The organism is Knoellia sp. 3-2P3, assembly GCF_029223115.1.
GTDB lineage: Bacteria > Actinomycetota > Actinomycetes > Actinomycetales > Dermatophilaceae > Pedococcus_A.
Genome location: NZ_JARGZE010000005.1, coordinates 276,705 through 296,773, shown reverse-complemented (window position 1 = coordinate 296,773; position 20,069 = coordinate 276,705). Strand labels below are relative to the sequence as shown.

Annotated in this window: 21 protein-coding genes; 8 read left to right on the top strand and 13 right to left on the bottom strand. The window is 73.5% G+C overall.

The window, feature by feature from the left end; translation table 11 throughout:
• The first annotated feature begins 50 nt into the window (after nt 1–50).
• Both P0Y31_RS15945 and P0Y31_RS15940 read left to right on the top strand, forming a co-directional pair.
• Nucleotides 51–1,496, top strand: coding sequence for a PspC domain-containing protein (locus P0Y31_RS15945; protein ID WP_275871133.1), 1,446 nt, complete (start codon nt 51–53; stop codon nt 1,494–1,496).
• A 4-nt stretch (nt 1,497–1,500) separates the two neighbouring features.
• Entirely contained in the window at nt 1,501–1,875 is a 375-nt protein-coding gene (locus P0Y31_RS15940) for a hypothetical protein (RefSeq protein ID WP_275871131.1), read from the top strand.
• Nucleotides 1,876–1,938: 63 nt separating this feature from the next.
• On the opposite strand, the gene P0Y31_RS15935 is transcribed toward P0Y31_RS15940, so the two are convergent.
• Together P0Y31_RS15935 and P0Y31_RS15930 are read right to left on the bottom strand one after the other, a co-directional pair.
• Nucleotides 1,939–2,661: an NUDIX domain-containing protein gene (locus P0Y31_RS15935; protein ID WP_275871129.1), complete on the bottom strand. Its 723-nt coding sequence runs from the start codon at nt 2,659–2,661 to the stop codon at nt 1,939–1,941.
• Nucleotides 2,658–3,788, bottom strand: a complete 1,131-nt coding sequence (locus P0Y31_RS15930) for a glycosyltransferase family 4 protein (protein ID WP_275871127.1) — start codon at nt 3,786–3,788, stop codon at nt 2,658–2,660. The genes P0Y31_RS15935 and P0Y31_RS15930 overlap by 4 nt, the downstream gene beginning before the upstream one ends.
• Nucleotides 3,789–3,823: 35 nt before the next feature.
• Here P0Y31_RS15930 and P0Y31_RS15925 point away from each other — a divergent pair, with 35 nt between their 5' ends.
• Nucleotides 3,824–4,645 carry a PIG-L family deacetylase gene (locus tag P0Y31_RS15925; protein ID WP_275871125.1) on the top strand — a complete coding sequence of 274 codons (822 nt, stop codon included), beginning with the start codon at nt 3,824–3,826 and terminating at the stop codon, nt 4,643–4,645.
• Nucleotides 4,642–5,757 carry a lysylphosphatidylglycerol synthase transmembrane domain-containing protein gene (locus P0Y31_RS15920; protein WP_275871123.1) on the top strand — a complete coding sequence of 372 codons (1,116 nt, stop codon included), beginning with the start codon at nt 4,642–4,644 and terminating at the stop codon, nt 5,755–5,757. Before P0Y31_RS15925 ends, P0Y31_RS15920 begins: the two co-directional genes overlap by 4 nt.
• On the opposite strand, the gene P0Y31_RS15915 is transcribed toward P0Y31_RS15920, so the two are convergent.
• The 6 genes from P0Y31_RS15915 to P0Y31_RS15890 form a co-directional block, all read right to left on the bottom strand.
• A complete protein-coding gene (locus P0Y31_RS15915) occupies nt 5,690–6,514 on the bottom strand; it encodes a cobalamin biosynthesis protein CobB (RefSeq protein WP_345803643.1) in 825 nt (274 codons plus the stop codon). The genes P0Y31_RS15920 and P0Y31_RS15915 overlap by 68 nt on opposite strands.
• On the bottom strand, nt 6,511–7,836 hold the full coding sequence (locus tag P0Y31_RS15910; RefSeq protein WP_275871121.1) for a Mur ligase family protein: 1,326 nt from the start codon (nt 7,834–7,836) through the stop codon (nt 6,511–6,513). The genes P0Y31_RS15915 and P0Y31_RS15910 overlap by 4 nt, the downstream gene beginning before the upstream one ends.
• 124 nt (nt 7,837–7,960) lie before the next feature.
• Complete coding sequence (locus P0Y31_RS15905) at nt 7,961–8,170, bottom strand: hypothetical protein (RefSeq protein WP_275871119.1); 210 nt, start codon at nt 8,168–8,170, stop codon at nt 7,961–7,963.
• A gap of 147 nt (nt 8,171–8,317) precedes the next feature.
• Entirely contained in the window at nt 8,318–8,443 is a 126-nt protein-coding gene (locus tag P0Y31_RS15900; RefSeq protein ID WP_275871117.1) for a hypothetical protein, read from the bottom strand.
• Nucleotide 8,444: 1 nt separating this feature from the next.
• The gene (locus P0Y31_RS15895; protein WP_275871115.1) at nt 8,445–9,386 is read right to left on the bottom strand and encodes a DUF222 domain-containing protein; all 942 of its coding nucleotides are present in this window, start codon (nt 9,384–9,386) and stop codon (nt 8,445–8,447) included.
• Between the two features lie 111 nt (nt 9,387–9,497).
• Nucleotides 9,498–10,205: a hypothetical protein gene (locus P0Y31_RS15890; RefSeq protein WP_275871113.1), complete on the bottom strand. Its 708-nt coding sequence runs from the start codon at nt 10,203–10,205 to the stop codon at nt 9,498–9,500.
• A gap of 335 nt (nt 10,206–10,540) precedes the next feature.
• Between P0Y31_RS15890 and P0Y31_RS15885 the strand changes: the two genes are divergently transcribed.
• Nucleotides 10,541–11,359, top strand: coding sequence for a hypothetical protein (locus tag P0Y31_RS15885; RefSeq protein WP_275871111.1), 819 nt, complete (start codon nt 10,541–10,543; stop codon nt 11,357–11,359).
• Nucleotides 11,360–11,383: 24 nt separating this feature from the next.
• Here the strand turns inward: P0Y31_RS15885 and P0Y31_RS15880 are convergent, their stop codons facing one another.
• From P0Y31_RS15880 to P0Y31_RS15860, 5 genes are all read right to left on the bottom strand, one after another.
• Complete coding sequence (locus P0Y31_RS15880; protein WP_275871109.1) at nt 11,384–12,127, bottom strand: hypothetical protein; 744 nt, start codon at nt 12,125–12,127, stop codon at nt 11,384–11,386.
• Nucleotides 12,128–12,136: 9 nt separating this feature from the next.
• Nucleotides 12,137–12,886, bottom strand: coding sequence for a lysophospholipid acyltransferase family protein (locus P0Y31_RS15875; protein ID WP_275871107.1), 750 nt, complete (start codon nt 12,884–12,886; stop codon nt 12,137–12,139).
• Between the two features lie 4 nt (nt 12,887–12,890).
• The gene (gene guaA / locus P0Y31_RS15870) at nt 12,891–14,474 is read right to left on the bottom strand and encodes a glutamine-hydrolyzing GMP synthase (protein ID WP_275871300.1); all 1,584 of its coding nucleotides are present in this window, start codon (nt 14,472–14,474) and stop codon (nt 12,891–12,893) included.
• Nucleotides 14,475–14,551: 77 nt separating this feature from the next.
• Complete coding sequence (locus P0Y31_RS15865) at nt 14,552–14,890, bottom strand: DUF3817 domain-containing protein (protein WP_275810451.1); 339 nt, start codon at nt 14,888–14,890, stop codon at nt 14,552–14,554.
• A complete protein-coding gene (locus tag P0Y31_RS15860) occupies nt 14,887–15,687 on the bottom strand; it encodes an SURF1 family protein (RefSeq protein ID WP_275871105.1) in 801 nt (266 codons plus the stop codon). The genes P0Y31_RS15865 and P0Y31_RS15860 overlap by 4 nt, the downstream gene beginning before the upstream one ends.
• A gap of 71 nt (nt 15,688–15,758) precedes the next feature.
• On the opposite strand from P0Y31_RS15860, the gene P0Y31_RS15855 reads away from it, so the two are divergent.
• The 3 genes from P0Y31_RS15855 (at nt 15,759) to P0Y31_RS15845 (ending at nt 20,036) form a co-directional block, all read left to right on the top strand.
• Nucleotides 15,759–17,477 carry an ABC transporter ATP-binding protein gene (locus P0Y31_RS15855; RefSeq protein ID WP_275871103.1) on the top strand — a complete coding sequence of 573 codons (1,719 nt, stop codon included), beginning with the start codon at nt 15,759–15,761 and terminating at the stop codon, nt 17,475–17,477.
• Between the two features lies 1 nt (nt 17,478).
• On the top strand, nt 17,479–19,287 hold the full coding sequence (locus P0Y31_RS15850) for an ABC transporter ATP-binding protein (RefSeq protein ID WP_275871101.1): 1,809 nt from the start codon (nt 17,479–17,481) through the stop codon (nt 19,285–19,287).
• Between the two features lie 266 nt (nt 19,288–19,553).
• On the top strand, nt 19,554–20,036 hold the full coding sequence (locus tag P0Y31_RS15845) for an Hsp20/alpha crystallin family protein (protein ID WP_275871099.1): 483 nt from the start codon (nt 19,554–19,556) through the stop codon (nt 20,034–20,036).
• Nucleotides 20,037–20,069 lie beyond the last annotated feature (33 nt).

The window sequence follows — 20,069 nt, the reverse complement described above, 5'->3', positions numbered from 1 at the left end:
AGGGTCGACCCTCATGGTGAGGGACCCAGCCCACAGGAAGCATGGTTGGCATGACGCAGAACCCTGGCCAGACCGCTGGCACTCCGCAACAGAGCTCGGGGATGGACCGCTTCTTCGGGTGGCTCCGCGAGCTCGACCTCCGCCGGGACACCGAGGACAAGTGGCTGGCCGGCGTGTGCTCCGGCATCGCCAACCGCCTCGGCGTCGACCCCCTCGTCATCCGGGCGGTTCTCGTGGTCCTCATCCTCCTCGGAGGCCTGGGGGTCACGCTCTACCTCATCGCGTGGGCGTTCGTGCCCAACGACAAGGAGGAGATCGTGGCGGAGCGGGGCCTGCGCCACGGCGACTTCTGGGGCATCGCGCTCCTCGTGCTGATCGCGCTGTCGCTGGTCGGCGGCTCCGGGTTCGTCGACGGCAACGGCTGGGGCCTGTGGTGGCTCTGGTGGGTCGCGATCCCCGTCGGCGTCGTCATCTGGCTCGTGACCCGCAACCGCGGCGACGACGAGGCTCGCCGCCAGCAGGTCGCCCAGTGGGGCCAGCAGGCGGGCCAGTGGGGCCAGCAGGCCGGCGCCCAGGCAGCCGCCTGGGGCGAGGGCGTGGGCCAGAAGGCCACGGCCCGGGGTCGTGGCGAGGGCGGCGCACCGGAGGCAGGACAGCAACCCCCCGGGACTGCCCAGCAGCCGCCCGTCGCCGGGCAGCGGTCGCCCGGCACGGCCGGTGCTGCGCAGCTGCCGCCGGGCGCGCCCGGTGCCGCACAGCTGCCGCCCGGCGCCGTGGTGCCAGGTGGCCCGGGCAGGTACGCACCCCCTCCCCCGCAGCCCCCGCTGCCGCCCCGCCCGCCGCGGCCCCGTCACCGCACCGCCGGGTTCCTCGCCGCCGTGGTCGTGTCGGGCCTGGCGCTGGCCACCTACGGCCTCACCCTGTGGCTGCACGCCGAGTACGCCTGGTCGGGCGACGACCACGTCGTCAGCCTGGCTGCCGCCCTGACGGTCGTCGGTGTCGCGGTCCTGGGCATGGGCCTGGCCGGGTTCCGCTCCGGGCTGACGGGTCTGCTCGCTGTGCTCCTGGCCATCACCACCTGGTTCGCCTCGATCGTGCCCGGCCTGCAGATCAGCGGCGGCGTGGGCGACCGGGAGTGGCGCCCGACCGAGGCGTCCTCCTCGCAGGGGTACTCCCTGGGCATCGGGTCCGCGAACCTGCACCTCGGCGACTACCCGACCGACCCGGCCACGCCCGGCGAGATCGATGCCAGCGTCGGCGTCGGTGAGCTGCGCATCTACGTGCCCGACGACCTCACGGTCGAGGTCCGCAGCGACGTGAACGTCGGCGAGGTCAAGGAGGCCGGCGGCTGGGGCCTGGACGAGAACAACCAGTGGTCCCAGGAAGGGCCCGGCGGCCGCACCCTGAGCAGCACCGAGGTCATCGGCAGCGGCCCCACCGACCTCGTGGTCAACGCCCACGTCGGTGCCGGCGAGATCATCATCGGCAAGGAGTGACCAGATGAGCGACAACATCCCCGAGCAGGACCGCACCAAGGCCCTGCCCACCCAGCCCACCCCGCCCGCCGCGGACCGGACCGAGACCGTGCCCGCCCCCACGGCGGCGAGCGCCACCACGGCGAGCGCCACCGCGGCGTCCCGGGGCGCCGGTCCGTATGCCGCCCCCGAGCCGGAGCTCGTCAAGGGCCCTTACCTCGCCCCGGTCATCCTGGGACTGGTGTGCCTGCTCGTGGCGGCCGCAGCCTTCGCCCAGGAGCTGGCGGACTGGAGCATCGACTGGGGCAACGTGGGCCCGCTGGGCATCGTGGCGGCCGGCGCGCTCCTGGTGGTGCTGGGGGCCCTGGGCCTGCTCTCCTCGCGGCGACGCAGGAGCTGAGCACCCACGGCAGGCGGCAGGGCCCGGGTTCGCCTCGAACCCGGGCCCTCGTCGTGCATCCGGCTACAGCTCGAGCCAGGTGCTCAGGTGCGGCGCGAAGGAGCGGGTCAGCCGGTAGCCCCCCACCTCCTCGCGGCGCACCCAGCGCACCGCTGCGGTCGAGCCCCCCACGTCGTGCACGACGGGATCGGTGGGCGACGGGCAGTGGGCCGTGAAGATGATGCGCACCGCGTGGAAGTCCTCGAGCCGGCCGCTGGGCGCTCGTCCGACCCAGTGCTGGGTGTGGATGTCGAGCACCACCGGCTCCTCGATCCGCTGACCGCTCTCCTCCCACACCTCGCGGTGCAGGGCCTCGAGGGGCGACTCGCCGGGGTCGATGCCACCTCCGGGAAGCGTCCACCGCCCTGCGGCGTTGGTGGCCTCCGAGAGCTGGGTCAGCAGGATCCCGCGGGCGCTCGTGACCAGGCCGTAGGCGGCGGCACGCTGGTAGGGGTGCACCTGCTCACCCGGTTCCCGCACGAGCCCCTCGTCGGTGGGCACGGCCGCACGCGCCCGGGGCGCGTCCTGCGGGGATGCCGGCCGCACGGCATACCGCAGGGTGAGGGCGTGGTCGGGCTCGGACACGGTGTCGACGCCGCAGATCGACTCGGCCACCCACCCGTGCTCGAAGAGCACCGCCACCGGGTCTGCCCCGTGGGCGAGGCGGAAGGAGACGACGGCCAGACCGCGCTCGTCGACCCCCACCACGTGCAGCGTGGGGGTCGGTGGGTGCCGGCGCCCGCTCATCCGCCGGCTCCGGCCCTGGCGTACTCCGCCTCCACCAGGTCGAGCACCGAGGGCCAGGCCTGCGCCGGCGGCATGGTGGCGCTGTGACAGGCCATGTCGGTGCGCAGGCGGTCGTCGACCACGAGCATCGCGAGCGCCTCGGCCAGGGCGTCGTCGTCCTCGGCGAGGATGCCGTGCACCCCGTCATCCACGAAGTCGGCCACACCGGTGCCGGAGCGGGCCAGGATGGGCAGGCCCGAGGTGCGCGCCTCCAGGGCGGCGATGCCGAAGGCCTCCAGGCGGGCCGGCGTGAGGTAGAGGTCGGACTGCCAGTAGCGCTGCCGCAGCTCCGTGCGGGAGACCCGCCCGGGCAGCCGCAGCCACGACTCCATGTGGTGGGTTCTCGCGAAGTGCTGCAGCCGGGGCAGCTCCGGCCCCTCCCCCATCAGCTCGAGCGTGAACGGGATGCCGGCCGGCACGATCTCGCGGGCGGCGGCCGCGACCTCGAGCACGGCGATCGGCCGCTTGCGGGCCGCGAGCCGCATCGCCGCCACCACGTGCACCGGCACCCCGGCCGGCTTGACCCTCGGGTGGGGCGGCGCCCACAGCCCGACGTCGATCCCGTTGGGCAGCACCTCGACCCTGGGGCGCCCGCCCACGATGCCGTGCACGGAGGCGGCCGTCACGGCGGAGACGGCGCTGAGCGCGGCACCGCGCCGGTGCCACCGGCGCGCGTGGCCGGTAAGCCGGAACAGCGGCCGCGACCGCTCGACCAGGCAGTGCCAGGTGATGGCGGTGGGCAGGCCGACCTCGAGGGCCGCGTCGGCCATGTCGGTCGCGAAGGGGCTCACCACACCCATGTGCACGTGCGCCACGTCGAAGCCCCCGTCACGCAGCCGCCGGCGCACCTCGGGGGGCGCAAGGGGGTTGACCGGCAGCTCCCACGGCAGCCGCAGGGCCATGCGGTGCACCCGGGTGCCGTCGATGGTCTCGATGAAGCCGTGCCGCTCGCCGTGGCTGCCGGGGGTGGCGGTGAACACCTCGACCTCGTGGCCGCGGGCGCGCAGCTGCGCCGCCAGGTCGTGGACCTGGACCTCGATCCCGCCCAGCCGGGGCAGGTAACAGTCGGACAGCAGCGCCACCTTCACGGGCTAGAGCCTGCCATGCGACAGGATGGCAGGTGATGAGCCATACCCTGGTCGCCTTCCACGCCCACCCCGACGACGAGGCCCTCCTGACCTCGGGGACGATGGCGCGTGCCGCGGCGGAGGGGCACCGCGTGGTGCTGGTCGTGGCCACCGACGGCGACCTCGGCCTGGCGTCGGGTGCGTATGCCGGTGACGGCCGGCTCGGTGAGCGTCGCCTCGGCGAGCTGCGCGCCTCCGCGGAGCGGCTCGGCGTGGCGCGGGTCGAGCACCTCGGGTACGCCGACAGCGGGCTCGGGCCCGAGCTGTCCGCCGACCCGCCCGGGCGCATCCGCTTCGCCCGCGCCTCCGACGAGGAGGCTGCCGAGCGGCTCGCGGCGATCCTGCGCGAGGAGCGGGCCGACGTGCTGCTCGGCTACGACCGCAACGGCGGCTACGGGCACCCCGACCACGTCAAGGTGCACCGGGTGGGCATGCTGGCGGCCGAGCTGGCCGGGACGCCGAGGGTGCTGCAGGCGACGGTGCCGCGCGACACCATCTGCCGGGCGATCTCCCTGGCGTCGCGGGTCTACCGGTTCCCCCCGGAGTTCGACCCCACCTCGTTCCAGCGGGCGTTCAGCGCGCGGTCGGAGATCACCCACCGCGTCAGCGTGTGGCGGTATGCCGCCGCCAAGCGGGCCTCCATGCGCGCCCATGCCTCCCAGGCGAGCGCGGACGGCGGCGCCGACCGGACACTGGCGGCGTTCCTGCGCATCCCGCGCCCGCTCTACGACGTGGTGTTCGGGCGCGAGTGGTACGTCGACGCCTCGCGTCCGACGGGGTCGCCCGTGGCCCGCGACGTGTTCGAGGGGCTGCCGTGAGCCAGAGGTCACGCACCCGCACCCGCCAGGTCGCCCAGGTCGTCCTGGGACTGTGCCTGGCCGTCAGCCTGCTCGTGTGGGGTCTTCCCTACTTCGCCAAGACGAGCTGGGCCGACGTCTTCGCCGTGCTGGGGAGCGTCGCGCCGGCGACAGCTGCGGGCTTGCTGGTCCTGGTCGTCCTCGGCCTGTGGTTCTACACCTTCACGCTCACCGGGTCGCTGCACGGCTTGCGCCACTGGCAGGCGCTCATCGTCAACGTCGCCGGCTCGTCCGTGGGCAACCTGCTGCCGGGGGGTGGCGCCGCCGGCCTCGCCGCGACCTACACGATCTGCCGCTCGTGGGGCTTCTCCCGGCGCGACATCTCCACCTCCGCGATCGTGACCGGCGTCTGGAACGTCATGGCGCGCATCGCGCTGCCGGTCGTGGCGATCGCCGGGCTCTACTCCGGCGCCGAGAACGTGCCCTCCCCGCTGCGGGACGCCGCCCTCGCCGCGACGATCAGCGGCCTGGCCATCCTCGCGGTCTTCGTCTCCATCCTCGTCTCCGAGCGGGCGGCCCTGGTCATCGGCCAGGGCATCGACCGCGCCATCAGGCCGTTCACCCGCCGCACCGCCCGCACCATGAGCGTCCGCGACCTCGTCATCGACCTGCGGGCGCGGATCAGCGACATCGTGCGCACCGGCTGGCTCAAGATGACGCTCGGGCTTACCGGCTTCTTCGCCGTCTACTTCGTGCTGTTCGTGCTGTGCCTGCGCATCACCGACGTCGACATGTTCTACGGCCAGGTCTTCGCCGCGTACGCCATCGGGCGGCTGCTCACCGCCGTGGGCGTGACCCCGGGCGGGCTCGGCGTCACCGAGACGGCGACGGCGGCGGCGCTGGTGGCGTGGGGAGCCGACCCGGCCAACGCGACGGCCGCGGTGGTGCTGTTCTCCGTCTACACGCACCTGATGGAGGTCCCGCTCGGCGCGATGGGGTGGCTCGCCTGGTCGGTGAGCCCCAAGACGACACCGGTGGACGAGCCCGTCCCCGAGGGTGCGCTCCCTACGCCTTCACCAGGCGGCGGACCTGACGCATCCGGGCCTGGTCGGCCACGGCGTCGTCCTGGCTGACCGGCTCGAACGGCCGTCCGGTCGCCCGTTCGGCGGCCAGCCCGATCAGCGCGTCGGCGAGGGCGGGGTTGGCGGGCAGGATCGGGCCGTGCAGGTAGGAGCCGATCACGTTGTGCAGGCGGGCACCCTCGGTGCCGTCGCGGCCGTTGTTGCCGAACCCGGCCCGCACCTTCCCGAAGGCCGCCTGCCCGGCGCCGAGGGTGGTCGAGCCCGAGTGGTTCTCGTAGCCCACGACCTCGCCGAACTCGGTGTCGAGGACGACCGGCCCGATCATCCGCTTGGCGTTGCCCTGGGTGGTCACGTCGAGGATGCCCAGGCCCGGCAGGCGCTGCCCCTCGACAGTGATGAAGGCGTTGCCGAAGAGCTGGTACATGCCGCAGATCATCAGCATGGGGATGCCGCCCTCGGCCAGCTCGCGGAGCCGGTCGCCGATTCGCTCGAGGTCGGCCTCGACCCGCACCTGGCCGGAGTCCTGCCCGCCACCACCCACCAGCAGGTGGGGCTCGGCCGGGAACTCGGCGCCCGGGTGGTGCTGGTGCACGACCGGGCTGTAGCCGTGGCGTCGGATGCGGGCGGCCAGGCAGCGGGTGTTGCCGAGGTCGCCGTAGATGCTCATCTCGCGCGGGTAGAGGTGCACGAGGTTGATGACGCCCTTGCCCGCGCGGTCGGCGCTGGGCACCCGGGCCGAGCCCTCGGGCTCGCCGGGGATGGCGACGTCGACCGGTGCCGGGTGGGCGTGGAACACGGAGTCGGTCACGAGGCCTCCTCGCCGATGTCGGGCAGGTCGTAGCGCGCGGCGAGCACCCGGCGCAGGCTCATCATCGCCGTGTAGGTGCAGAAGATGCGCATCGGCTGGTCACGGTGGCCGGCCAGGAAGGCGTCGAGCGCCTTCTCGAGGTCGGGCTCGATGGCCTCGACCGGCACGTCGTCGTACTGGAGCCGCAGGGCCATGTCGTAGGCCCGCACACCGCTGGTCATCGCGACCCCGCGCTCCCGCAGGCTGTCGAACGAGACGTCATAGAGCCACGAGACGTCGCGGCCGTCGGCGTAGTTGTCGTTGATGGCGATCATCGTGCTGACCGGCGTGCTGCCGTAGGTGCCGAGCGCCACGGTGAAGCCGGCCGGGTTCTTGACGAGCACGAGCTCGAGCGGCTGGCCGTCGACCATGACGACCTCGCCACGGCCGAACGGCGGAGTCACCGCCCGCAGGGCGGCCTCGGCCCTGGCGGTGTCAAAGCCTGACCCGAGGAGCATCCGGGCGGCGGTCGTGGCGGCGGTGGCGTTGATCATGGCCGCGAGACCGCGCTGCTGGAGCTCGAGCGGCCCGACGTTCTGGCCCGTCCCGTCGCCGTCACCGGGCTCGCCGAACAGGACCTCGAAGGTGCGCTCGTCGCCCGGCTTGAGCAGGCCGTCGTCCGGACCGGGCTTCGGCGGCACGAAGTCGTCGTCGAAGCGGACGTCCTGCTCCTGGATCTCGGGCAGCCGGTCGGCGATCGACGCGTCGACCCCGAAGTACCGGACCGCGACGTCGTCGGCGACCTTGTCGCGGATCCGGGAGATGAAGGAGTCGTCGATGTTGAGCACGACCCCGGTGGTGGCCTGCTCGGCGAGCGAGGCCAACAGCTGTGCGGTGTGGTCGATCTCGGCGAAGCGGTCGAGCTGGTCGCGGGCGACGTTGAGCAGCAGCGCGTGCGTCGGCCTGACCGCGGCGGCGAACTTCAGGGCGTGCGCCTCGTCGAGCTCGAGCACCGCCATGTCGGCCTTGAGGCGGCCACTGACGGGGAGCTCGCCGAGCATCGAGGAGATGACGCCGCGGGTGAAGTTGCTGCCTGTCGGGTTGGTGAAGACATCGAGGCCGTGGGCGCGCAGGACGGCCACCAGCATCTTGGTGGTGGTTGTCTTGCCGTTGGTGCCGCTGACCACCACGATGCCCCGCGGCACGTCGGCCAGGGCGTGGGAGAGGAACCCGGGGTCGACCTTCTCGGCGACCAGGCCCGGCAGCGCCGACCCACCGCCCCGAAGGCGCGAGGCGGCCCGCGCCGCCTTGCCTGCCAGTACCGCTGCCGTCGTCCTCAGCACGCACCAACCCTAATGCGTGGCGCAGGGCAGGGCCGCGCGGCACACCCCGGCCCGGGCTGGGGGCACGTGGCGACCGCAGAGGAGGTGATGTCAGGAGGCCACGTCAGAAGGCCAGGTTTTGGAGTCAGGAGGCCAGGCTGGACGGCAGGTCACGGACCCCGAGGTGGTCGACCGGCCAGGTCGTGAACCGGTCACCGACCGGGGTGGTCCAGGTGACCACCCCGTCCGGGGTCATCTCCACAGCCCAGCGTTCCTGCTGCTTGAGGCGGTGGTGGTGCCGGCACAGGCACATCAGGTTGCCCTGCTCGGTCGGCCCGCGCGGGTGGGCGATCACGTGGTCGACGTCGCAGCGCCGGGCCGGGACGGTGCACCCGAAGAACCGGCACGTCCCGTCCCGGGCCCTGACCAGCCGGTCCAGCCACGGCGGCGGCCGGTACGCCTGGCAGGTCTCGGACGCCAGGGTGCCGGATCGCCAGTCGCACTACGCCAGCACCGCCCTGGTGCCGAACGCGGCGGCGATGCCGCGCACCACCTCCCCGGGCACCTCCCCGACCCCGGGAACCTCGACCACCGGCAACACCCCCGCCGGCACCGGCTCCCCGGCCACGTCACAGACCCCGACCGGCAGACCCGGGGCACCCGGAAGGCCAGGCGCCGGAACGCCCGGCTCGGCGACGGGCAGCCCGAGCGGGGTCAACTGGCCCGGAGTCGACGAGCCGCTGCCGGACCTGCCCGGCCAGCCCGTTGTCACGGCCGGGACCGTGAAGGTCACCGTGGTGGTCACCGTCGCGTTCCCGAGCACCAGGTCGGCCATCGCGTCCGCCCGGGCCTGGTCCAGGGTCCGGGCGTCGCCGTCGGCCCGGTACCGGCGGGCCAGCTCGTCGACCCGCCGCCCAGCACGCCGCCGAGGTCTCGTTCGGCAGCACCGCCAACCACTCAGACACCCCCGGCTCGCCGGGCCGCCGCCACAGCCCCCGCTCGGCCCGGTTCCGCTCCACCCTGCGCCGCACCGCGTCGGGGTCCAGCCGGGCCAGCGCCCGCCGCACCGCCGCCCGCAGCTGCGCCGCCGTCCATCCCGGCGCCTTGGGCAACACGGCCTCCTGCACGGCGGCCGCCACCTCGACGTCGGCGTCGGCCAGCTCGGCCACCAGCACCGAGGCCCGGTAGTCATCCAGGTCCCCCGCCGCCATCACCGCCAGCGTCGGGACGAACCGCGAGGCCAACCGCGCCGAGAGGGCCACCTTCCGGTCCGCCCCGGCCGGGGACAACCCCAACCCGGGCCCGACCACCCCGGCCGCGAACTCGCTCACGTGCCCCAGCCCGCGGTCCTGCTGCCCCAACGTGCCGTCCTCCAACCGGATGTCCTCCCGCGCGGCGTACTGCGCCACCCGCTGCACCTGCACCGCCTGCGCCATGTTCGCCACCCGCTGCGCCGCCTCCGCCCGCTCGGCCAGGTCGGCATCCGACAGGCCCACCGCGCCAGCGGGGCGGCAGGAGTCCTCGAACTCCTCCCGCAGCAACCGCTGCGCCTCCGCCAGTCGATCGAACATGTGTTCGATCCTAGTGGTCGCCACCGACAGCCATGTGCAGTCATCCACAGCTGAGGGCGGAGTCCCCCCGACACCTCAGGACGGCACCGGGCCCCGACTCCAGGCCCCGACTCACTGCGAGCCGAGACGCTTCTGCAGCACTCCCGCCAGGTAGTTCATCTGCTGCACGTGCGCCGCGTCCCCGTCGGTCTGGACCAGCGCCGGCCCCACTCCCGCGGTGATGATGGCCACGGCATACCCGTCGACGATGCCCATCTGCCGGGTCTCGGTGTCGCTGCGCAGCCAGCCACCCTTGAACGGCCCGGCCCCGATGGTCCCCAGCCCCCATCGGTGCTGCGGGATGGGCCGCATGACCCCCAGGATGTGCGCGCTCGCGGCCTTGGACACCACCCGTCCGCCGTGGAGCGCGGCCATGAACTTCACCTGCTGGCGGATGGTCCACTGCATCGAGCCCTGGGAGCGGTCTGGCGCCACGGTGGTCGTGTCCCCCACTGACCGCAGCACGGCGGTGATCGCCGCGCCGGGGCTGCCGGGGATCTGGTCGCGCAGGGCGATGGTCGAGTCCATGTGCGACTCGGTGAGTGCCCTCGTGATCTGGGTGCGCTGCGTGGAGGTGAGCCGGCTGGGGTCGCCGTCGACGACGGTGTCGAGGAAGGCCGCCACCACGAGCACCTTGGAGGTGGACCACGCCCGGTAGCTGGGCACCGACCCCTCGATGGTCACCGCCGAGGGGTTGGACAGCGGCGCGAAGGCCAGGGCGTTCCGCGTGTCGCCCACGAGACCGACCGGTCGAGGCTTGGGCTTCGGCGACGGCTTCACGGTGGCGGTCTTCCTCGGGGCGGGCGGCGTGGTGGTGGTCGGCGCGGTGGAACGCGTGGGCGTGCGGCTCGTCGTGGGCGCCGTGGTTGATGACGTCGCCGACGGTGTCGCACTGGTCGCTCCCACGGCGCGGCCGGCCCCACCTCCGCCGCAGGCAGCGAGGAGAAGGGCCAAGAGGGTGATCCAGATGGTGTGCCGCACGGGCATCGAGGGTAGCCCGGGTGCCGTCCGGTGGCCGGGTGGGCCGAACGGTGGACCGGGCTGTCGATCGGGGCCTGCGCCACCTCCCCCGCGCCTACGGTGTGCCGCACGCACCCGCCGACGAGGGGACGACGATGCACTACCGGGAAGCGCCGTGGCTCATCGAGTACGCCAGCCACCCCGAGCTGATCCTCGCCTACATGGACGCCGGCCTGCTGGCGGCCGGCTGCCTGGTGCTCGACGACGGCACCGACGGCACGATGGCCTGGGCCGACGCCTACGACGACGAGACCAACGCCTACTTCCTCCGGAACCTCGAACGGCCCGCACCGGTGCTGGCCACGCCCGACGGCACCACGCTGGTCGAGATCAGCGACATGCACGGGGCTCCCAGTGTCCGTGCCCGCAGCGTCCTGGCCGACGGCACGCTCGTCGAGACCCTGCTGCGGTGGCCCGAGGTCCCGCCCTGGCCGCGCCGCATGCAGAAGGCACGCGGGCTGGCCGACGTCGAGGTGGAGATGACACGGCAGGCGGCGCGCGGCCGCGTGACCAAGGTGGTGGAGGGCGGGCCGGTGGAGGTCCTCGTCAGCCACTTCGCATCGGTCGCCGACGTCGAGGAGGACCGCGGCACCGAAGCTGTCGAGCTCACCACCATGGACGAGGTGGTCGCGGTCTGGAACGCCGCCCTGCTCCACGGCCAACAGGTCGAGCGCGCCAACCTGATGCTCACGGGCCTGGTCCAGATGGGCGCCTTCCTCCTGGGCGTGGCGCTCGTCCTGGTGGGCTGGCTGGTCCTGGACTCGTGGTGGCCCGCCGTGGCCGCCGTCGTGCTCACCGCCGCGGTCTGGTGGGCCTCGCCGTTCACCCTGGTGCTCCTCCGCCGGACGGGCCGGTGGAGGCCGCCCTTTCCGTGGGTCGTTCGCGAGCGGGTCATCCCCCTCGACCCGCGGTAGCGACCTGACCGACACCGGACGCCCTCAGCGGCGCACCCACACGCGCAGGCGGCCGACCGGCACGAACCCTGCCGCCACCGCCTCGGCGAGGTCGGCGCCCCGCTCGTAGCCGCCCACCGGACGCCCGGGAAACAGCCGGGAGGCCGCTCCCCCGAGCGTCTCCCACACCCCGGACCCACCGGCCCAGACGTTGCTCACGCCGACGACGCCGGCACCCAGGCAGAGTGCAGCCCGCCCCACCACCTCGCCGGCACCCCGGGCGGTGATGAAGCGCACTGAGGGATCCGCCAGGAGGGCGGGCGGGAACGTGCCGGCCTGACTGCTGGCCGCGGCCCACTCCTCCAGCGCCGCCTCATCGACGACCTCCGCCCACGCGGGGCTCTCCGCCGGAGACGACCCCGCCGGCAGCGAGCCCTCCGCCGGAGACGATTCCCCACCCGGCGGGGCGGCCTCGTGCCAGACCCACTCCGCCTCGAACAGCACCGCGAGGCCGTGACCGCCGAGGTCCACGTCGCCGAAGCTGTCCTTGACCGAGGCCCCGTCCCGGCGCGGCACCGCCTCGGCCACTGCTGCGGCCTCCAACCCCGGGGCCAGCGTCACGACATCGGGGAAGAACGGCGGGGGCCGGCCACCGGCCAGCCACATCCCGTGGGTGACCGACCCCGGTATGCCGTGCCCACGGCATACGCTCTCGCACCAGGCCACGTTGGCGACCGCCGCACGAACCGCCCGCGGATCGGGCAGGGCGTCGGCCACGGGGTCGGGCAAGGGTCGGGCTCAGGCGCTGCTGGGCTCGCGGGCAGCCAGCTCGGCCTTGACGTCGCTGGCATAGCGGCCGGACCGCTCCTGACCGCTCATCTCACCGATCGCGTCCATGACGGTGTCGGTGATGGCACGCAGGAGCGCCGCCTTCTGGTGGCGCTGCGAAAGGGCGTCGACGTCGACCGGCGGGCCGAACCGCACGGTGACCTTCGCGGGGCGCAACCCCTTGGACCCCGGCGGCTGGACCCGGTCGGTGCCGATCACCGCGCACGGGACCAGGGTGGCGCCGCTGCTGAGGGCCATCCTGGCCACGCCCGTCCGGCCCCGGTGCAGGCGCCCGTCGGGCGACCGCGTGCCCTCCGGGTAGACCCCGAAGGCGTCTCCGCGGCGCAGGACCTGCTCGCCGAGCTCGAGGGAACGAGCGGCCGCCCGGGCGTCGGCGCGGTCGACCGGGATCGTCCCGGCCGTCGAGTGGAACCAGCGCACCATCGCGCCGCGCAGGCCGGTGCCCTGGAAGTACTCCGCCTTGCCGAGGAAGTGGACCTGACGGCCCGAGGCGAGCGCGATGACGATCGAGTCGATGAACGACAGGTGGTTCGAGGCGACGATGAGCGGCCCCGTGGGCGGGACGTGCTCGCGACCCTCGACCCGCATGCGCGTCGCCAGCCTCAGCGGCGGGCCGATCACGACGTGCCGCATCACCGCGCGGCTGAGGCTGCCCTGCCGCACCGTGCCGCCGAGGTCCCCGGCCTCCCCCGCGGTCATCGGCTCACTCCCACTCGATGGTGCCCGGCGGCTTGCTGGTGACGTCGAGGACCACGCGGTTGACCTCGGGCACCTCGTTGGTGATGCGCGTCGAGATCTTGGCCAGCACCTCGTAGGGCACCCGGGTCCAGTCAGCGGTCATCGCGTCCTCGGACGACACCGGCCGCAGCACGATGGGGTGGCCGTAGGTGCGGCCGTCGCCCTGCACGCCCACGGACCGCACGTCGGCGAGCAGCACGACGGGGCACTGCCAGATCTCGCGGTCGAGACCGGCAGCGGTCAGCTCCTCCCGCGCGATCGCGTCGGCCGCCCGGAGGGTCGCGAGCCGCTCGGCGGTGACCTCACCGACGATGCGGATGCCGAGGCCCGGCCCGGGGAAGGGCTGGCGCCAGACGATGCCGTCGGGCACCCCGAGCTCGAGGCCGACCTGGCGCACCTCGTCCTTGAACAGCGAGCGCAGCGGCTCGACGAGCTTGAACTGCAGGTCCTCCGGCAGGCCGCCGACGTTGTGGTGCGACTTGATGTTCGCCGCGCCGGTGCCGCCACCGGACTCGACCACGTCGGGGTAGAGCGTCCCCTGCACGAGGAACTCGACCGGGTGGTCGTCCTCGCCGCGGTGCTCGCCGACGATGTCGCGGGCGGCCTGCTCGAAGACCCGGATGAACTCGCGGCCGATGATCTTGCGCTTCTCCTCGGGGTCCGAGACACCGGCGAGCGACGACAGGAACCGGTCGCGCGCGTCGACGACGACGAGGTCGACCCCGGTCGCCGCCACGAAGTCCTTCTCGACCTGCTCGGCCTCACCGGCCCGGAGCAGGCCGTGGTCGACGAAGACGCAGGTGAGCTGGTCGCCCACGGCCTTCTGCACCAGGGCCGCCGCCACCGACGAGTCGACGCCGCCGGAGAGCGCGCACAGCACGCGGGACTCGCCGACCTGCTCGCGGATCGCCTCGACCAGCTCGTCGACGACGTTCGCGGCCGTCCAGTCACCCTCGATGCCGGCGCCGCGCCAGAGGAAGTTCTCGAGCACCCGCTGGCCGAACGTGGAGTGCATGACCTCGGGGTGCCACTGCACGCCGTAGAGCCTGCGCTCGTCGTCCTCGAAGGCCGCGACGGGGGCGCCGGCCGTGGAGGCGGTCACGCGCATGCCCTCGGGAGCCTCGGTCACCGAGTCGCCGTGGCTCATCCAGACCGACTGCTCGTCCGGCTGCCCGTTGAAGAGCACCGAGGACGTGTCGCTGATGCGAGCGGGCGTCGCGCCGTACTCGCCCAGGCCGGTCTTCGCGACGGTGCCGCCGAGCGCCTGGACCATGGCCTGGAAGCCGTAGCACATGCCGAACACGGGGACCCCGGCGTCGAGGAGCGCGCCGTCGAGGGAGGGGGCGCCCTCCTCGTAGACCGAGGACGGACCGCCCGACAGGATCACCGCCGCCGGGTCCTTCGCGAGCATCTCCGACACCGGCATCGTGCTGGGCACGACCTCGCTGTAGACGTTGGCCTCGCGCACCCGGCGGGCGATGAGCTGCGAGTACTGCGCGCCGAAGTCGACGACCAGCACCGGACGGGCCTGGAGCTCGATCTCGGGCACCGCCGGGCCGTCGGCCGCGGTGGCCTCCACGCGGTCGTCGTCCTGGGCCTGGGTCACGTCCGCGGCTGCTGCATCAGTCACGAGGCAAGGCTACCTGCGAGCTGCCCCTCGACCTCCCTCGCCACCGACCGCTCGACCCAGAACGAGAGGAACGGCACACACCCGGCCAGCATGACCAGCACCATCTTCCCGAGCCCCCAGCCCACCTTGAACCCCAGGTTCGCGGTGGCGACGAGGTAGACCATGTAGATGAAGCCGTGCGGCTGCGGCCACCAGTCGAGGGCGTGGTTGTCGAACCCGTAGTTGAGGATCATCTCGGCCACCAGGACGAGCAGGCCCACACCGACGATGAAGGCCATCACCTTGAAGAACGTGAGGGCCTTCTGGGCTGCCTGCGGGTCGCGGATCTCGTTCACGTGCTGCTCTTCTCCTTCTCGGGGGCTGTCACCGGCTCCGCCTCCCGGCGGTCGCGCTCCGCGTCGTCGCGGACCATCCTGAACCACATGTAGGCCGCGAAGGCGGCGAAGATCCACCACTGCAGCGCGTATGCCGCGTTGCGCCACGACAGCCCCGCCTCACCGATCCGGGGCGGCGGCACCCGCTCGAGCGGGGCCGCGTCGAGGGGGGCACCGTCGGCGCCGCGCTCCTCGGTGCCGAACGCGAAGGCGTTGTAGAGGTCGCCCTCCCACTGGTTCACGAGCACGGCGAGGTCGATGGAGCCCGCCAGGGGGTGGGCCGGTGCGACGCCGGCCGGCGGGGCGGGCGCCTCGGCGGGCGACTCCCCTGGAGCGAGGGACCCCACCAGGGTGAGCGTCCCCGCGGGCGGTTCGGGCACTGCTGCCGGGTCGGTCGTGAAGCCGCGGACCACGGCGAGGGTGCCGCCGGTGCTGTCGACGACGAACGGCGCCACCACCCAGTACCCTGTGCGGCCGTCGAGGAGCCTGGGCGCGACGAGCAGCTGGCCGCCCGCGGCATACGAGCCGGTGGCCCGGACCAGGCGCCCGGACCCGTCGTCGGGGAACTGCTGGTGAGGGCCCACCACGGTGGCGAGGTCGACGACGGGCTGCGCCGGCGCCTTCTCGACCGCCTCGGCGCGGCCCCGGTCCCGAGCGACGTCGAGCTGCCACAGGCCCAGCCAGGTGAACGACACGAGGATGGCGACGAGTACCGCGAACAGGCCCAGCCAGCGGGGCTTGAGGGCGGTTCGCAGCACCTCCACAGGCTACGTGAGCCCGGAAAACCAGTGTCGTCCAGGCCCGCCGGACACCTACCGTGGGCAGCCTGATGCACACGCCACTGACCCACGACCCCGGGGCCCCGGACACCCGGGGTCCGTTGCGGTTCCTGCTGTGGCTCGCCTTGCAGCAGTGGCGGATCCAGCTGCTCGTCCTGCTCGCCGGGGCGACCTGGATGGTGTCGCTGGCGCTCATGCCCGCGGCCGTCGGCAACGGCATCGACGAGGGCATCGTCCCGGGAGACTGGGGCGGGCTGGCTCGCTGGGCCCTGGTGATCACCGGGCTCGGCGCCCTCGCCGCGGCGGCCGGTGCAACCCGGCACTACCTCGCGGTGCGCAACTGGCTCGAGGGCTCCTACCGCAGCGCGCGGCTCACGGCCCGCGGCATCGAGGAGGCGGGCCCCGCCCTGACCCGCACCATCCCCGCCGGCGAGGTCATCGCCGTCTTCGCGAACGACGTCATGCGCATCGGCGGCCTGTTCGACGTCGCCGGCCGCTTCACCGGCGCGCTGGCGAGCTACGTCGTGGTGGGCTCGATCCTCCTGGCCGCCTCGCCGCCCCTGGGCTGGCTGGTGCTCGTCGGCGGGCCTGTGCTGCTCTCCTGCCTGTCCTTCATCGTCCGCCCGCTGCAGCGCCGCCAGGCCGACCAGCGCGAGCAGACCGGCCGGCTCACCACCCTCGGCGCCGACACCGTGGCGGGCCTGCGGGTGCTGCGCGGCATCGGCGGCGAGCAGACCTTCCTGCGCCGCTACGAGGAGCAGTCGCAGCAGGTGCGGCGCGTCGGGGTGCGGGTGGCCGGCGTCCAGGCGGCCCTGGACTCGGCGCAGGTGCTGCTCCCCGGCGTCTTCGTGGTGCTGGTGACGTGGATCGGCGCGAGGTTCGCGCTCGACGGCCGCATCACCGCCGGCCAGCTCGTGGCCTTCTACGGGTATGCCGCGTTCCTCACCATGCCCCTGCGCACCGTCACCGAGTTCGTCGACCGCTTCATCCGGGCGCACATCGCCGCCCGGAAGGTGCTGCGGATCCTGGCCGTCGAGCCCGACCAGGAGCCAGGTGTCCCTGACGAGGCCTCCTCGCCGGAGACGTCGGGCGACCTCGTCGACCCGCTCTCCGGGGTCCGCGTGCGCGCGGGAGCCCTGACCGCCCTGGTCTCCGCCCACCCCGAGGAGACCGCGGCGATCGCCGACCGGCTGGGCAGGCACGGGCCCGGACGCCACGAGACGACCTGGGACGGTCAGCGCCTGGACGCACTCCCACTCGCCGAGGTGCGCCGCCGCATCGTCGTCAGCGAGGCCGACCCGCGCCTGTTCACCGGAACCCTGCGCGAGGGGCTGCTCGCCGGTCGGACCGGCACCCCCGACCAGCAGGTGCACGCGGTGCTCCAGGTGGCCAGCGCGCTCGACGTGCTCGAGGCGGTGCCCGACGGCCTCGACGGGCTCGTCGAGGAGCGCGGCCGCTCCTACTCCGGCGGCCAGCGCCAGCGGCTCGCCCTGGCCCGGGCGCTGCTGGCCGACCCGGAGGTGCTCGTGCTCGTCGAGCCCACCAGCGCGGTCGACGCGCACACCGAGGCCCGCATCGCCAGCCGACTCGCGGTGGCCCGCAGGGGCCGCACCACCGTCGTCACCACGGCCAGCCCGCTGGTGCTCGGCGAGGCCGACGAGGTGCTCCTCGTCGAGGACGGGGTGGTGACCGCAAGCGGAACCCACCACGAGCTGCTGGCCGGGCACCCGGCATACCGCTCGATCGTGACCCGCGGGGAGGAGGACTGACATGGGCATGGTGACCGACCACGCGCGGCGGACGCTGCCGATCGCCGACACGGCCGCCGTCGTGCGACACACGCGCGGGCTGGTCCGGCAGCACCGGCGCTACCTGTCCGTCGTGCTCGGCCTGCACGCCCTCGCGGCGCTGGCCGCCCTCGCCGGGCCGTGGCTCGTCGGCCGCCTCGTCGACACGGTGACCGGCGACGGCACGCTGGCCGAGGTCGACCGGCTCGCCATGATGCTGGCCGGCGCCGTGGTGCTCCAGACCGGCCTCACCTGGGCGGCCCGGCGCGCCTCGCTGGTGCTCGGCGAGACCGTCTTCGCCGAGCTGCGCGAGCAGTTCATCGGCCGCGCGGTGAACCTGCCGCTGTCGACGGTCGAGCGCGCCGGCACGGGCGACCTCGTCGCGCGGACCACCAACGACGTCGAGGCCCTCTCGCACGTCGTGCGGTTCGGCATCCCGTCGATCTTCGTCGCCGCCGTCACCATCGTCATGACGGTGGTGGCCGCTCTGCTGACCTCACCGCTGGCCACCCTGCCGATGCTGGTCGGCCTGCCGTTCTACTGGTTCTCGACCCGGCGCTACCTGCGCTTCGCCGGCAAGGGGTACCTGTGGGAGCGCGCCACCTACGCCAGCCTCAACGGGGTCGTCTCCGAGACGGTCGACGGCGCCCGCACCATCGACGCGCTCTCGCTCGCCCCTGCCCGTCGGCGCCGGTTCGAGGAGGCGCTCGGCGACTGCTACGAGGCCGAGCGCTACACCCTCGGGCTGCGGCTGCGGTGGTTCCCCTTCGTCGAGCTCGGCTACTTCTTCCCCGTCGCCGGCTCGGTGCTGTGGGGCGGCTGGCTGGCGATGAACGGGCACGTCACCGCCGGCGCGGCCACCGCGGTCACGCTCTACATCCACCAGATGGTGGGACCGCTCGACGAGGTGCTCATGTGGCTCGACGAGATTCAGGTCGGCGCCACCTCGCTCGCCCGCGTCATCGGCGTGGGCGAGGTGCCTCCGGACCGGGTGGCCACCGGCGCCCGCCCGGACGGCGACCGGCTCGACGTCGACGAGGTGCACTACGCCTACCGCAGCGGCCGTGACGTGCTGCGCGGGGTCAGCCTCGACCTCCGGCCCGGCGAGCGCCTCGCCATCGTCGGCCCGTCCGGCGCGGGCAAGTCGACCCTGGGCCGCCTGATGGCCGGCATCGACGGCCCGCGCACGGGTGTGGTCTCGGTGGGCAGCGTGCCGCTGGTCGACCTCGAGCTCGGCGACCTGCGCACCCAGGTGGCCCTGGTGACCCAGGAGCACCACGTCTTCGTCGGCACGCTGGCCGACAACCTGCTGCTGGCCCGCCCGGGCGCCGACCGGGGCACCCTGCTCGCGGCGCTCACGGCCGTCGACGCCGCCGGCTGGGCGCTGGCGCTGCCCGAGGGCCTCGACACGGTGGTGGGCAGCGGCGGCCACCGGCTCAGCGAGGCGCAGGCCCAGCAGGTGGCCCTGGCCCGGCTGGTGCTGGCCGACCCGCACACCCTCGTGCTCGACGAGGCGACCTCGCTGCTCGACCCCCGCGCGGCCCGGCACCTCGAGCGATCGCTGGCCGCGGTCGCCGAGGGCCGCACGGTGGTCGCGATCGCCCACCGGCTGCACACGGCCCACGACGCCGACCGGGTCGCGGTGGTCGAGGACGGCCTGGTCAGCGAGATCGGCACCCACCACGAGCTGCTGGCCGCCGAGGGCCCGTATGCCGCGCTGTGGCACTCGTGGCGCGACGAGGGTTCCCGGACTGCTGACCGGCCTGCGAAAAAAGTTCCGTACCGCACGTAACCCCCGTCACAGCACCGTCGTTGTGCTGGGTGGTGCGGCTGGAGAACCATCCCCGGCTCATCTCCAGCCGCACCCACCTCCACCCAGCCCGCATGAGCGCCCTTGTGCCGCAGCGGAATACACCTGTTGCGCTCCGCGTTGTCCGAGGCAGAATGGTCCTGACCCGTCAGGGGGGCGGTCGGCCGGACGGGACCCGGTCGACCCCAACGCCACAAGACCCGGTTCGCCGCGGTGGCGGACCGGACTGGACGCAGGAGGTGTTTCTGGTGGCTGTTGTCTTCGATCCCTTCCGTGAGATGGACCGGCTCACCGCCCAGATGTGGGGCGGCCCGTCGGCGACGCGCGCACCGCGCTGGATGCCGATGGACCTCTACCGAGCCGGCGACCACTACGTCGTCAACATCGACCTGCCCGGCGTCGACCCGGGCTCGATCGACGTCGACATGGACGGGAACACCCTCACGGTGCGCGCGGAGCGCACGCTGCGCGGCGAGGAGCAGGCGGAGTGGATCGCCCAGGAGCGGCCGTCGGGCAGCTACATGCGCCAGCTCACCCTGGGCGAGGGCCTCGACCTCGAGAACATCCACGCCCACTACGAGAACGGCGTGCTCTCGATGACCATCCCGGTCTCGGAGAAGGCCAAGCCTCGCAAGATCGAGGTGCAGAGCCGTGGTGGCCAGCAGCAGATCGGCGCCTCGGAGGGCCGCTCGGCCGGCACCGAGACGGTCGAGGGCAGCGTGTCGAGCTGACCCGCAGCGAGAAGGGGCCCGGCAGCAGCCGGG